This is a genomic window from Novosphingobium chloroacetimidivorans, assembly GCF_014204535.1.
Classification (GTDB): domain Bacteria; phylum Pseudomonadota; class Alphaproteobacteria; order Sphingomonadales; family Sphingomonadaceae; genus Novosphingobium; species Novosphingobium chloroacetimidivorans.
The window spans coordinates 248,364-261,642 of sequence record NZ_JACHLR010000002.1 but is presented as its reverse complement, the minus strand read 5'-3'; the positions used below and the strand labels follow the sequence as shown (position 1 = coordinate 261,642).

At 67.7% G+C, this 13,279-nt stretch carries 11 protein-coding genes; 1 reads left to right on the top strand and 10 read right to left on the bottom strand.

The genetic code is table 11. The features are described from left to right. The first annotated feature begins 284 nt into the window (after positions 1-284). Entirely contained in the window at positions 285-1,556 is a 1,272-nt protein-coding gene (locus HNO88_RS03635; RefSeq protein ID WP_184242710.1) for a glycosyltransferase family 87 protein, read from the top strand. Here HNO88_RS03635 and HNO88_RS03630 read toward each other — a convergent pair. The 10 genes from HNO88_RS03630 to HNO88_RS03585 form a co-directional block, all read right to left on the bottom strand. Continuing rightward, positions 1,523-3,205: an ArnT family glycosyltransferase gene (locus HNO88_RS03630; RefSeq protein ID WP_184242709.1), complete on the bottom strand. Its 1,683-nt coding sequence runs from the start codon at positions 3,203-3,205 to the stop codon at positions 1,523-1,525. The two genes, HNO88_RS03635 and HNO88_RS03630, sit on opposite strands and share 34 nt — an antisense overlap. A 5-nt stretch (positions 3,206-3,210) precedes the next feature. Continuing rightward, complete coding sequence (locus HNO88_RS03625) at positions 3,211-3,951, bottom strand: SDR family oxidoreductase (RefSeq protein WP_184242708.1); 741 nt, start codon at positions 3,949-3,951, stop codon at positions 3,211-3,213. Positions 3,952-4,045: 94 nt separating this feature from the next. Next, positions 4,046-5,374, bottom strand: a complete 1,329-nt coding sequence (locus tag HNO88_RS03620) for an FAD-binding oxidoreductase (protein ID WP_184242707.1) — start codon at positions 5,372-5,374, stop codon at positions 4,046-4,048. Then, positions 5,371-5,859, bottom strand: coding sequence for a GtrA family protein (locus tag HNO88_RS03615; RefSeq protein WP_312856983.1), 489 nt, complete (start codon positions 5,857-5,859; stop codon positions 5,371-5,373). The genes HNO88_RS03620 and HNO88_RS03615 overlap by 4 nt, the downstream gene beginning before the upstream one ends. Continuing rightward, a complete protein-coding gene (locus tag HNO88_RS03610) occupies positions 5,856-7,340 on the bottom strand; it encodes a UbiA family prenyltransferase (RefSeq protein ID WP_221419804.1) in 1,485 nt (494 codons plus the stop codon). Before HNO88_RS03610 ends, HNO88_RS03615 begins: the two co-directional genes overlap by 4 nt. A 24-nt stretch (positions 7,341-7,364) precedes the next feature. After that, positions 7,365-8,765, bottom strand: coding sequence for a hypothetical protein (locus HNO88_RS03605; RefSeq protein ID WP_184242706.1), 1,401 nt, complete (start codon positions 8,763-8,765; stop codon positions 7,365-7,367). Further along, positions 8,762-9,151 carry a GtrA family protein gene (locus HNO88_RS03600; RefSeq protein ID WP_184242705.1) on the bottom strand — a complete coding sequence of 130 codons (390 nt, stop codon included), beginning with the start codon at positions 9,149-9,151 and terminating at the stop codon, positions 8,762-8,764. The genes HNO88_RS03605 and HNO88_RS03600 overlap by 4 nt, the downstream gene beginning before the upstream one ends. A 1-nt stretch (position 9,152) precedes the next feature. Next, positions 9,153-10,136, bottom strand: coding sequence for a glycosyltransferase family 2 protein (locus HNO88_RS03595; RefSeq protein ID WP_184242704.1), 984 nt, complete (start codon positions 10,134-10,136; stop codon positions 9,153-9,155). Continuing rightward, positions 10,133-11,221: a GumC domain-containing protein gene (locus HNO88_RS03590; RefSeq protein WP_184242703.1), complete on the bottom strand. Its 1,089-nt coding sequence runs from the start codon at positions 11,219-11,221 to the stop codon at positions 10,133-10,135. Before HNO88_RS03590 ends, HNO88_RS03595 begins: the two co-directional genes overlap by 4 nt. Next, positions 11,221-13,191 carry an SLBB domain-containing protein gene (locus tag HNO88_RS03585; RefSeq protein ID WP_184242702.1) on the bottom strand — a complete coding sequence of 657 codons (1,971 nt, stop codon included), beginning with the start codon at positions 13,189-13,191 and terminating at the stop codon, positions 11,221-11,223. The genes HNO88_RS03590 and HNO88_RS03585 overlap by 1 nt, the downstream gene beginning before the upstream one ends. Between the last annotated feature and the right edge of the window lie 88 nt (positions 13,192-13,279).

Genomic DNA, 13,279 nt, shown 5'->3' with positions numbered 1-13,279 from the left:
CGATCTCTCCACATGGCTGGCGGTGGCCCTGCCCCACCCGCGCGCCCAGCCTCATCTTCGCTGCATATAGGGTCTGCGCGTCAAGCCAACAGCCACGTGCCTGCGGCACTTCGCCTTGGTATCTCCGCTCCGCCCGGGAGCGGCACGCTTGAACAGGCAGGCTCCAGAGTGCAGCCGACGCGCGCCAGGGCGCACCGGTCGGATGCGTATTGCGGCGTACGATGCGCGGGGATAAGGCCGCCGCCACATCGGGGATACCTGTGAACGAAACCAGCACTACCGCCATGTCGGCACCAGATCGTCAAAGCAGCTTCGGCATCTTCCAGGCCCTTCGGATCCGACAGCATCTGGTCGTCATGGCCATCGCCTTCGCGGCCTTCGCGCTCCAGGCATGGTTGTTCCAGCACCGCCTGGACGCGCCGGTCCCGCCCATCCTCACCGACTTCAACGATTACCATGTCGTCGGCCGCATGGTCGCCGCCGGTCGGGCGATCGAGACGTATGACTGGCCCACGCTCAAGCTGGAGCAGATCGTCCAGACCCGCAACTGGTCGTTCATGCCCTGGGCCTATCCGCCGCCGTTCACCATGCTGGTCGGCCTGCTGGGGCTGCTACCGATCTGGGCCGCCTACCTGCTGTTCATGGCGGTGACGTGGCTGCTGTTCTACGCCGCGATGGTGCGGCTCGCCGGGCGAGCGACGATCCCCGCGCTGTTCGTGATCCTGCCCTCGCTGATCATCAACGGCAAGGGCGGGCAGGCCGGCTTCCTCAGTGCCGCGTTCATCGGCTGGTTCCTGGTCTTCCTGCGCGAGCGGTCCGCCAAGGCCGGCTGGCCGCTCGGCGCCATGATCTTCAAGCCGCACCTGGCCGCCGGCATCGGCCTGCTGGCGCTGATCGAGCGTCGCTGGGGCGCCATGGTCCGCGCCGTCGTGCTGATCGCCGCCTCGTTCGCGGTGGCGACGCTGGTCCTGGGGGTCGAGATCTGGCCAGCCTTCCAGAAGGGCACCAGCACGGCCAGCGAATACTTGTGGACCGGCTTCTACCCGCTGGAGCGCATGCTGACGGTCTTCGCCGCGCTGCACCGGTTCGGCGTGCCGGCGGTCGCGGCCATGGTCGTCCACTTGACCTGCGCCGCCGCCCTGGTGCTTGCGGTGGCGCTGGCCTGGTGGCGCAAGGCGCGAACCGAAACCGTGTTCGCGCTGACCGTGTGCGTGTGCCTGATGACGAGCCCGTACACCTACGACTACGACGGCGTCGCCCTTGGCCTCGCCTACGCCATGGTCCTGCCGCGCTTCGTGGCGCGCGCCGGCCGGTATGAGCTGCCGATCGCCGTCCTGCTCAGCTGGATCGCCACCTCGAACTACTTGTGGAGCGGGTTGCGCCAGTACTGGTACGGGGTGCCGATCATCACCCACGAGATGCAGCTGTGGACGATCTCGCCCATCGCCCTGGCTGCGCTGGGTGCTCTCGTCATCGTCGTCCTGCGCCGCCCGGCCCGCCCCGACGCGCCCTGGCTGCGTGCCTACTCCTGGATGGCCGGCAGGAAGCCGGGCTGACCGTCCAGGCCGCGTTCGAAGCGGACGATCGTCACAGGAGGCCCGCCGCTGCGGCCCGGCTCGGGCGCGAAGCTGGCGACCACGGTGCCGCGGCTGAGCAAGTCGGCATAGGCGGCGTACTCGCGCGGGAACGTCGCGCGCTCGGCACGGTAGCGGCCGTACTGGGTCAGGACCGCCCAATCGACGCCGCAGGTGCCGCGCATGCCTGGGTTCATCGTGCCGTAGTCGACGTTGGAGCGCTGGTCGCGCGCCTGCTGGATCTGGCTGTACTGGGTCTTGCCGCCCAGCAGCCCGCGCACGTCGACGCAGCCAGCATCGCCCACCGGGAAGCGGAACTGCCAGGGGCCCTGCAGGAGATCGAAGGCGAAGTGCTCGACCAGGATCGTGCTGCCCCCCGGAATGTGCGCCAGGGCCCAGGCGGCGGCGCGCTGGCGGGTGTCATTGTTTCGAACCCTGGCGTCGGTCAGGGCCTGGCTCACTTGCGGCACAATCACGGCCAGGCCGAGCAGCGTCATGGTCGCCGTGCGCAGGGAGGCGGACAAGCGCCCGCGCACGAAGTCGAGCAGCCAGACCAGCCCCGCTCCGGCCGCAATCGCCAGCGCGGGCGTGAGCGGCACGGCCCAGCGCTCCCAGATCAGCCGCTGGAAGCAGAACAGCACGAAGAACAGCGCCGGCACGGTCAGCAGCACCGCCAGCGCCTCGTGCCGGCGCGCCAGCAGTCCAAGCCCCCATGCCGCGGCAAGCGCTCCGGCGAGGCCGAGGCTGCTCAGGATCGGGCCGGAGAGATACCACCAGGCATTGGCGAGCGGTGACCCGCCTGTCGCGCCCAGATGATGCGGCTGCGCCTCGCCCTGGAGGTTGCGCAGCAGCACAGGGTAGTCGAGCACAATGAACGGCGAGATCAACAGGCCGAATGCGCCCGCCAGTAGACCGAACGCGGCCAGCTTGCGCAGGGCACCGCCGCGGCTCTCCTCGCCGCGCGAGACACGCAAGGCATAGGCACCCGCGACCGCCGCGCCGGCTACCGCGAAGGGCCACTTGGTGACGATCGCCAGGCCCAGCCACAGCGCGCCCAGCACGAAGTCGCGCCGCCCGCCACCCCGAGCGATCCGCAAGGCGGCGAGCGCCACCAGCAGCATGAAGCACACCGCCATCATGTCCGACCGGATGATCTGCGAATAGGTGACGTGCAGCGGGCTGACCGCCAGCACCGCCACGGCGGCCAGCGCCACCCGCTCGCCGGCAAGCTCCCGCGCCAGGCGCCAGGTCAGCCAGATGCTCCACAGCGCGAATGCCACCATCGCCAGACGACCGGGCAGGATCGCCCAGCTGGGATCGACGTAGATGGTCTTGGCGAACGCCTCCGGACCGGTCCAATAGCCGAGCGCCCAGCCCCCGGCGAAGACCAGCGCGTTCAACACCGCGAGCAGATAGATCGTCGTTGTTGCCGGGTGGCCGAACCAGCCGGGGTTCAGCGTCGGCCCGCTCAGCAGCCGCACCGCGCCCATCTCGAACATCAGCTCGTCGGGATCGTTGAGCGCGGGCAGCCCGTAGGCAATGCCGTTCAGCCGCAGCAGCAGCGCGACGAGGAACACGAGCCCGAGCGCCAGCATCCTCGCGCGAGGAGAAAGGCGCTCGGCCGTGTCCATGGTGGTCAGATGCTCATCTTCTTGAACTGGAACTCGGGGATGTTGCGGATGGCGAGCATGATGCCCTGCCACACCGGGCGCACGTAGATCACGTCCTTGCCCTTTTCCACCGCCTTGACGATGGCGGTGCCCAGTTCCGCCGGCTGCGCGGTGAGCTTGGCCGGCAGGTCCATGCCCTGGGTCATCTGGGTGTAGACGAAGCCCGGCAGCACGGTGACGACGTGCACGCCCGTCTTGTCCTTCGCCAGGCGATTGCGGAGCCCGGAAAGGAACGCGGTGAAGCCCGCCTTGGCCGAGCCGTAGACGTAGTTCGCCGCGCGGCCGCGCTCGCCCGCTACCGAGCTGATGCCCACCAGCGTGCCAGACCTCCGCGCGACCATGCGGTTGGCCAGCACGGAGAACAGGCTGGCCGGCCCCTCGAAGTTGCTGCGCATGACGCGCGACATTTCCTCCAGCGAGGTTTCGTTGCGCGCCTGCTCGCCCATGTAGCCCACCGCGCAGACCGCCACGTCGGGCAGCACCGGCAAGTCGTCGACGAAGGCCTTGTGGCTGGCAAGATCGAGCGCGTCCACTTCGTGCAGGGTGACGCCGACATGATGGCGCGTGACCAGGTCCTGCCGGTCTGCGCTCAGCGACGCGGCGTTGCGGGCGGCGAGTTGCACATCGTAGCCCTTGGCGGCGTAGGCCCGCGCGACGGCAATGCCGATGTCGGATCGCGCGCCGATGACGAGGACGGTCTTGTTCATGAGTTATCTCGCGTTTGTGGCTTGCGATGAGTTGGGGGCGTGAGAACGGGCGAGTGGGACTGACCCAACCCGTTTAGAGGCTGCCATTGGCAGATCACAGCCGCAGCCTCTCCGACTGCAGAGAGCGGAACCGCGCATCCGCGCCGCTCGCCTCGCGCATGCGGGTGAAGGCGGCGGTGCGGCCGTCCGACCGGCGCAGGCGTTCGGGGGTAAGCAGGCTGTCCTTGGCGAGGTAGAACCGCCCGCCGTGGTCGATGGCGATCGCCTCCAGCTCTGCGAAGAGAGCCGGCGTGTCCTGCCGCATCGGGAAGTCGAGCGCGAGGGTGTAGCCCTCCATCGGGAACGAGAAGCGGCTCTCCTGCGCGCCCATGCGCTTGAGCACCGCCAGGAACGAGCCCTGCCCCGAACGCGCGATGGCGCCCAAAAGCGCCGTGAGCCCGGCCATCGACGCGGCCAGCGGGATCACGCACTGGAACTGCGCGAAGCCCTTGCGGCCATAGATGCGGTTCCATTCGAGGATCGCGTCGAGCGGGTAGAAATAGCTGTCGTAGTCGATCAGCGCCGATCCCGCCTGGCGCCGCCCGTTGGCGTAGTACAACGTGTTGAAGGCGCGCACCGACACCGAGTTCAGCGCGAAGCTGGGAAAGTCGAGCGGCACCGCCTTCTTGCGCTTGGGCTGCTGCACCCACCGGTCCTGACGCTCCTTCTCGCCGAGTTCGTCCAGTGTGGCATGCTCGCCCAGCATGACCAGCGAACGGCCCATTGCCCTGCCGGTCGCAAGGCAGTCGATCCACCCCACCGAGTACGTCGCATCCTGTCCGCGCTCGAACAGGTCCATCGCGGTCGCCAGGTCGGGCGCGGGCAGCATGGTCTGGCGGATCCACCCGGTCTCGACCCGCGTCAGCCGCACTCCGGCGCGCAGGATCACGCCGGTGAGGCCCATGCCGCCGACGGTCCAGGCGAACAGCTCGGCGTTCTCGTCCCGGCTGGCGCGGCGCTCGACGCCATCGGGTCCGAGCACGTCGATCCAGTCGACGAACTGGCCGAAAGAGCCGTGCGCATGGTGGTTCTTGCCGTGGACGTCGGAGGCGATCGCCCCGCCGATCGAGACGAACTTGGTGCCCGGCGTGACCGCCGGAAACCAGCCGCGCGGCAGGAACACCTCGATCAGGTCGGCCAGCAGCACGCCCGCCTCGGCGATGACCTGGCCGGTCGTGGAGTCGAAGCCGAGGATGCGGTCGAAGCCGCGCATGTCGATCGTACGCGCCGGGTTGAGCGCGCTGTCGCCATAGGCGCGGCCATTGCCGCGCGCGATCAGATCGGCCGACGTGACGGCGAGCGCCTGGCGCAGCGCCTCAGGGTCGCGGGGCCGCACCACCTCGCACTCCGCGACCGGATGGCGGCCCCAGCCCGAAAGCTTCATGCCACGGCTCCGCGATGCAGGACGGCGTCCGTGAAGACAAACCGCCGGTCGAGCCGGTACTTGACGACATAGCCGACCGCGAGGCCCAGAACGGCGCCCAGCTCGCGCATCGCCTGGGTGTGCCAGACGAACCAGAACAGGCTCTCCGTCCCCCAGAAGATCGCGGTCGTGACCAGCCCCATCGCGGTGTAGAGCCCGAACTTGGCGCCGTGCTGCTTGAGGCCCGTGCCGGCGTCGAAGAAGATCCACTTCTTGTCGAGCACGTACTTGATCACCAGCCCGACGAAGGTGCCCAGCACCAGGGCCGCACCGAACACCCCGGTCGCTAACAGGGCTGGCGGGATCAGGCCGTCGAGCCATGCCGGCATGCGCTCGGCAAGCGGCATGATCAGCCGCTGGGTGCCCAGGTTCGCCACCGTCGCGATCACCGCGAAGATAGCGTAGCGCAGCACCAGCGCGGGCAGGGTCAACGAAGACCGGCTCACGGGATCGTCGCCGCGATCGCGAAGCCGAGCACCAGCACGCCGCAGATCATGCTGACCTTGTCCTTGGCCGCGAACACGATGGGATCGTCGTGCATCTCGCCGCGATGCGCCTTGAACACGACGCGGCTGATCCAGAACAGCAGCACCGGCGTCACCCCCCACAGCGCCTCCGGACGATGGTAGATCCGCGTCACCGCATCCGAGCTGAGGTAGAGGGTCATCACCAGCACCGACACCAGGCCCGAGCCGGTGGCGAGCTGCGAGACCAGCTCCAGGTCCTCCGGATGGTAGCCGCGCCCATGGATGGTGAGCTTGCCGGCCTTCACCGCATCGACCAGCTCGGCCTGGCGCTTCACCGCCGCCAGCGAGAAGAAGATGAACAGCGAGAACGCCAGCAGCCAGACCGAGATCGGCAGCCCGGTGGCGACGCCGCCCGCCAGCACGCGGATGGTGTAGAGGCCCGCCAGCACGCAGATGTCGATGATCGGGTAGCGCTTGAGCGACAGCGAATAGGCCGTCGTGGCGACGAAATAGATCCCGATCGTCAGCAGGAACATCGGCCCCAGCAGCGCCGCCACCGCGAACCCGGCGACCAGCAGCAGCACCGTGACCGGCAGGCCCAGCTCGATCGCCGCCGCTCCGCTGGCGAAGGGCCGCTTGCGCTTTCTGGCATGGGCCCGGTCGGCCGAGAGATCGAGCAGGTCGTTGACGAGGTAGACGCTCGAGGCGACTAGGCTGAACGCCACGAAGGCGGCCACCGCGCGCGACAGCAGATCGAGATCGAGCAGCTTGTGCGCGCCGGCGATGGCCAGGAACACCAGCACGTTCTTGGCCCACTGGTGCGGCCGCAGTGCCTTGATCAGCCCCAGCGCGCTGCCGGCCGGCGGCTCTATCGCGTGCGAGCTGGCATGTGCCTGCGCCCGCGCCCGCACCCGGCCCGAGCGGCTCTTGACCACGGCATGGCCCGATTGGCGCCAGACCTCGTGGTCGGCATGGGTATCGCCGACATAGGCGTAGTTGCCGGCGCCATAGCGCTCGACCAGGAACGCCGCCTTGTTCGGTCCCTTGAGGTTGCGCACGCCATCCGAGCCGAACACCTCGTCGAACAGCCCCAGGTGTGCGCCGATCCCGTCGGCGAGGCGTTGGTCGGTCGCGGTGACGAGCGCCACCTGTCCGCCCTGCTCGCGCCAGGCGCGGATGAAGGCGATCACCTCGTCGTCATAGGGGAGCACGCTGACATCGACGGAAGACCGCTCGGCCAAGTAGGCCTTGAGCTGCGCCTTGCCCTTGCCCAACCGCGCGGCCGCACCGAACGGCGTGCGCCAGTCGCTGGCGAAGGCCGACCAGAACGTCTCGTGCAGCATGTTTGAGCGCAGCAGCGTGCCGTCGAGATCGACAGCCAGCACGCGCGGCAGTGTTCGGGATGCCGCCGGTCCGGTCGAACTCTCAGCCTCTATCGCATTCATCGGATCAGCAGTCATCGGATGGCGCATCGCTCAAGCCAGTCATACCGCCCCTTGCGCGCCCTTCGCCGTACCGGGCGCGCGGAACACCGGGGGGCGGACACGCGGCAGGATCGGCGCATCGTTGCGGAACCGCCAGCGCTGGGCCCAGCCCTCCTGACGCACATCGCGCCAGACCGCAACAAGCGTGTCGAGCGAGAACAGCGCCACGATCAGCATCAGCCCCAATGGCCTCAGGAACATGCCAAGGGCCAGACTGCGCTCGATCGCGACGAAGCGGTTGCCGATATAGCTGAATTCGAAGGTCCAGAACCCCGGCCCGAGGGCAAGCTCGCCCGGAAGCGAGATCAGATAGGTCAACGCGATCGCCGGAGGCACGAGCCAGCCTTTCCAGCGCTCCATGAAGATGAAGAAGAACAGGATCGGCAGCGCGTAGGGCGGGTTCTCCTGCACGATCATGACGAAACCCAGCCCGAGCATGGTCAGCCGATGGGGCGACACCACTTCCGGGCGGATCCATGCGGCAACTATCGCCAACAGCGCCAGCAACTGTCCGCTCCGCATGATCAGCAGCACCGCCAGCGTCAGCTGGTTGGTCAGCTGCTCGCCCAGAAGGAAGGTGACCGGTGCGGACGACGATGTCAGCACGTTGTACAAGGCGTTCAGGGAACTCGCGTACCAGATCGAGAGCACCGTGGCTTCGGTCGAATAGAACCCTTGCGCGAAGTTGAAGAGATTGAAGACGATCTCTCCCGGAGTGCCCTCGCCGAAAATGATGTACGAGATGACGTAGACCAGGATCGTGCCGATCACCGCGCCCTCGACCCACAGCCAGCGGCGCTTCACCAGTTGCACCAGCACCGCCGCGATCAGGTAGACCTTGAAGTTCACGGTGAGCCCGATGTACGCCCAGCGCCAGCGCGCCGAACGAATGAGCGGCCCCCACCCCAGCATGACGCAGGTGATGGTCAGCAGGATGATGTTGCCCCGCTCCAGCCCGAACAGCATCGGCATGCCGGCGGTGAACGCAAAGGCCCGGGGAAGCGCGGTGCGCCGGTCGATCCGCATGAAGATGACCGACACGAGCACGGCATTCAGCACATAGAAGACGTGGATGACGACCAGCCCCAGCCAGTCGCAGTCGCGAATGGTGGAAAGCGGCGCGAACTCGTAGCAGGCCGGCAGGCCGGTGAACTTGAGGATTACGAAGCTGAGCGGCGGATAGACTGAGAACCACGTGTCATAGGCGCCCTTCTCATGCGCCCAGATCGCCGTGCTGAACCAGTCGCGGAAGGTGTCGTCGCTGTCGTAGAAGAAGGGTGCCGGAAAGTAGCCTTCGCTGACCGTGTGGTAGGCGACCAGCAGCCCGCACACCAGGATCGCGCCGGCCAGCACATGCTCGATCCATTGGCCGGGCGCACGGTCCCGCGGTGCCGCGCTCACGAGGGCCGGGCCCTGAACACGACGAACTTGAGCGCGAAATAGTTCACGACCGAGACGAGGAACGTCGAGACGATGCCGGCGATGTACGGGTTGGGGATCAGGCGCATGATGAGCGCCAGGCTGGCCACGCTCAGCACGTAGTTGACGGCGTAAGACAGGACGAAGCGGGCCTTGGCCGGTCCCGCATCGCGAAACACGTGGCGGCTATAGGTGAGATAGTTGAAGGCCATGCCCGCGACATGAGCGATCGCCTGGGCGGCATATGGGCCAAGCCCAAGCCACAGGAGCAGCCAGTACGCGCCCAGGCCGAACAGCGTGTTGACCACCCCCGCCTGGTAGTAGCGGAAAATCTCGATCACCCGCTCGCTCCGGAACCGGGCCAGCACGTCAGTAATCCTGGGGGAAGTTGACACGCTCGCGCTCCAGCACCAGCGGCGTGCGGCGCGTGCGCTCGGAGATCAGGCGGATGTGGTCGCCCATCAGGCCCAGGAAACCGAACAGCAGCGCGAATTGGGCCTGGAGCACCATGGCGATGAACCAGCCGGCGATCGGGCGGTGCGCGAAGAACGCGATCACGCCGCCGATGCCCATGACGAGCGTCGCCACGGCGCCCAGCACTCCCAGGTAGAGCGGCACCCGCAGCAGGCGCTTGGACGAGGCGGTGAGGCCGCCCACCGCGAAGTCCAGCAGCGCGAAGAAGTTGTTGTTCGACTTGCCCCGCGCCCGGACCGGCCGATGATAGGTGATCGTCTCCAGCGGATAGCCGGTCTCCACCAGCATCCCGCGAAAGAACGGCTCGGGCTCGTTCATGGCCTTGATCGCATCGACGACCTTGCGATCGTAGAGGCCGAAGCCGGTCGCGTTTGGTATGATCGCGTGATCGCCGAAGCTGCGCGCCAGCGTGTAGGACAGCTTGCGCGTGGTATCGAGGATGAAGCCCGACTTCTCGGACTCGCGCACCCCAAGGACGATGTCGATGCCCGCGCGCCAGCGCTCGATGAAGCGCGGCAGCAAGGCAGGCGGATCCTGGAAGTCGGCGCACATGCCGATTACCGCCCTGCCGCGTGCTTCGAAGATGCCGTGTGTGGGAGAGCGCATCTGCCCGAAGTTGCGGGTGTTGATGATCAGGCGGATGCGCGGATCACGCGCGCACATGGCGCGGATGATCTCGACCGTGCGATCGACGGATTCGTTGTCGATGAAGATGATGTCGAAGGTGACATCCAGCGGCTCGAGCTCGGCGATGACCGCCGCGGCGATCGCCTCGGCATTGGCCTCCTCGTTGCGGCAGGGGATCACCACCGAGACGTCGGTCTGGTGCCCGGCTGCCTGGTCGAGCGGGGGGTGCGCGGTCCCCACGGGCAGGCTCATGCCGGTAGCGCGGTGTCGCCCACCGGCGGACGGATGCGGTAGAACTCCACCGCCAGCCCCACCAGCGCGATCAGCACGCCCAGCGCCAGGAAGCCGAAGTTGAACTGCCGGTCCGGATCGATGTAGGCGGGCTCGAGGATGCGCATGTTGGCGTTCGAGGTCAGGTTCTCGACCGTCGTGCCCTGCAGGAAGCGCCGATAGCTGTAGTACAGCTCACGCGAGACATCGAGCTCGCGGCGCAGCTGCTGGTTACGGGTGGACTGATCGATCACCGCCGCCAGCGAACCCTTGTTGACCTGCTCGGACTTGGCTTGCGCCAGTTGCGCGCGCAGGGCCGCGATGTCCGCCTGCACCGTGCGGATCTGCGGATTGGCGTCTGTCGCGAACCGCCGCAGGGCGATGAGGCCGCGCTCCTTGTCGAGGATTTCCTGCTCCAGCGCCGGGATACGACCCGCCACCTGGGCGACGGCGCTTTGCGGATCGCCGTACTCCGACGAGCGGCGGAAGGTGTCGTAAGCCGCCTGGGCGCGGTCGAGCCGGGCGCTCGCGCTGTTCAGCAGGTCTTCCAGGATGCGGCGCTTGTAGCTGGTCTGCTGGCGCGAGATCACGCCGAGATTGTCGCGGATGGCGTCGGCATAGGAGGCCACGAGATTGCGTGCGAACACGCCGTCTCGATCCTTGGTCTCGATTTGGATGATGCCACCGCGCAACGCGCGAACGATCACCTTCCCGTCCAGCCAACGCATCACGTGGATCTGATCCTGCTCGAGGCGCTTCTCGAGATCGAGGCGCTTGGCCACGGTCCGACGCACCTCGACGCTGCGGGCGATCTTCAACGTCAGGTCGATCGCCGCCTGCGATCCGAAGACCGAGTTGCCGGCCCCCAACTGCATCAGCGTGTCACCCAGGCCCAGCGTGCTCGGATCGGTCGGCGCCAGCGTCACCACGCCATGCTGCTTCTCGGGGAACAGCGTGAGCACGGCGCAGATCGCGACCAGCACCACCACGATGGCCCGGCGCGCCGCGTTGTTGCGGAAAACCGGGCTATGCGAGATGCGGCCGACCAGACTGGGGCGAGGCGTCATCAGTTGATCGCCGCGACTGTTGCCGCGCCCAGGCCGAGCTGGAAGACGATCTGGGTGATGTCACGCAGCTTGGCCCAGAACGACGACGACTGCGCCTTGACCGGCATGAACACCACGTCGCCCGGATAGACGCGCGCGTTCAGCGCGCCATTCTTGCGCGTCAGCACCTCGCCGTTGGCGCGGACCAGGAAGATGTTGCGCTTGTCCGCGAAGCGAGTGGCCCCGCCCGCGCGCTCGACGTACTCCCGCACCCGCGCCGGCGCCGTGCCCAGGCGGAACGAGGCCGGACGATAGACCGCGCCGAATACGCCGATGGTGTCGATCCGCGGCGGGACGACGATGCTGTCGTTGTTCTCCAGCAGCAGGTCGCCGGGCAGGGTGGTGGACGCATACGGCAGATCCAGGACCAGCCGCCCGTCGGGCTCGCTGCGGCGCAGCTTGTCGAGCAAGGCGTTCGCCGCGCGCAGCTGGGACTCGCGCTCGCCCGCCGCGATCAGCTGATCCGAACTGAGCGGCGCCGAGGCCAGCATCGTCTCGAGCTGATCGAGCGCTTCCGCGTAGCCCTCGCGCTGCTGTTCGCGCACCGTGACGCGGGTGAGCTTGGTGCCGAACACGTAAGCGCGCGAGGTCAGGCCGCCGGCCTGCTCGATCACTTGCGACAGCGGCGTATTGGGCGCCACGAAGTAGTTGCCCGGGCGGTTCACTTCGCCTTCGAGGCGCACCACCACCGACTGGCGCTCCAGCGGGAAGGCGAGCGAGCCCTGCGACAGGACCTGCACGATGTCGCCGCCGGTGACCGGCCGGCTGGCGATGTCGCCCAGGATCAACTCGCGGCTGCCGACCGTGCCCTTGTCATCGAGGCTGTAGAGGATGGCGCGCGAGGAGTCCGCCAGGGTGCTGGCACCGCCCGCGATGCGCAACATGTCGGCCACGGACTCACCGGGCCGCGCTTCGTAGATCGCTTCCTCGTTGACGCTGCCGATCACCGCGATCTGCTGGCCGACCGGCGCGATGAAGATGACGTCTTCGTTCTGCAGGATCGCATCGCGGCTGCGGTCGCCCCCGCGCACCAGATCGTAGAGATCGAAGTCGCGGACTTCCTGGCCGTTGCGATACAGCTTGATCGAGCGGAAGCTACCGCCTGCGGACGGACCGCCGGCGGCCAGGACCGCATTGACCAGGGTGGACAGGCTGTTGACGTTATAGGCGCCGGGTTGATTGGCGAAGCCGGTGACGTAGACCCGCAGGCCGTGCAGCCGCTTGATGCTGACCGTGACCTCGAAATCCCGGTACTTCGTGCCGATGGCCCCGGCGATCCGGTCGCGCAGATCGCGGTTGCGCACGCCGATCAGCCTGACCCTGCCGACGCTCGGCATGAAGATCTCGCCGTTGCGATCAACGATGAAGTCGGCGCTGCCCTCGACCGAGCCGGTCGTGTTGACCGAGATCGTGTCGCCCACCTCGACCGGGTAGTCGCCGGGGATCGTGCTGGTCGCCGGCACGTTGAAGTTCGTCGCCGGGGACACCAGCAGGTCCTCACCGAAGCGAGGTATCCTGCGACCGATGGCCGAACGCACGTAGACTTCGAACTCGTTGGGCTTGGGTGCGGTGCGCGGCCGCGTCAGCCTGGACTGCTGAGCCTCTTGCGCCGCGAGCTCGGCATCGGCCGCGTTCACGGTCGCCGAGCCGATATTGCCGGCACGGAAAGCCGGGGTCGCGCTGACGCCCGTACTCACCGAAGACGGCAGCTCCTCCGAGCCACTGGCCGGCTGCGCCGCCGACGCGCCGGATGCCCCCTGGCCCTGAAGGGGAGAGCCGCCCGGAATGGATCGCGCATCGACGACGATCGCCTGAGCCATCGCCTCGCCGACGAATGCGAAGCTCGCCACCATCGCGAGAGCGGCGGCCAGCGCCTTGCGCGAGGGCACGACGCCGCGCACCGCAGCGGGCCGAAAGCTCTGTTTTTTCATGACGTTTCCGCTTGCAAGCCGCATTGGCAGCAGTCCCCACCCAGGCGCCGGACCTGCCTCATGTGTCGTCCCCGCATCCCTCGCGCTG

Bases quoted from the DNA above. Each gene is read 5' to 3' on its own strand.
- HNO88_RS03620 (WP_184242707.1), bottom strand. From the start codon at position 5,374: ATGAAGCTTTCGGGCTGGGGCCGCCATCCGGTCGCGGAGTGCGAGGTG.
- HNO88_RS03595 (WP_184242704.1), bottom strand. From the start codon at position 10,136: ATGAGCCTGCCCGTGGGGACCGCGCACCCCCCGCTCGACCAGGCAGCC.
- HNO88_RS03585 (WP_184242702.1), bottom strand. From the start codon at position 13,191: ATGAAAAAACAGAGCTTTCGGCCCGCTGCGGTGCGCGGCGTCGTGCCC.
- HNO88_RS03630 (WP_184242709.1), bottom strand. From the start codon at position 3,205: ATGGACACGGCCGAGCGCCTTTCTCCTCGCGCGAGGATGCTGGCGCTC.
- HNO88_RS03590 (WP_184242703.1), bottom strand. From the start codon at position 11,221: ATGACGCCTCGCCCCAGTCTGGTCGGCCGCATCTCGCATAGCCCGGTT.
- HNO88_RS03625 (WP_184242708.1), bottom strand. From the start codon at position 3,951: ATGAACAAGACCGTCCTCGTCATCGGCGCGCGATCCGACATCGGCATT.
- HNO88_RS03610 (WP_221419804.1), bottom strand. From the start codon at position 7,340: ATGACTGCTGATCCGATGAATGCGATAGAGGCTGAGAGTTCGACCGGA.
- HNO88_RS03635 (WP_184242710.1), top strand. From the start codon at position 285: ATGTCGGCACCAGATCGTCAAAGCAGCTTCGGCATCTTCCAGGCCCTT.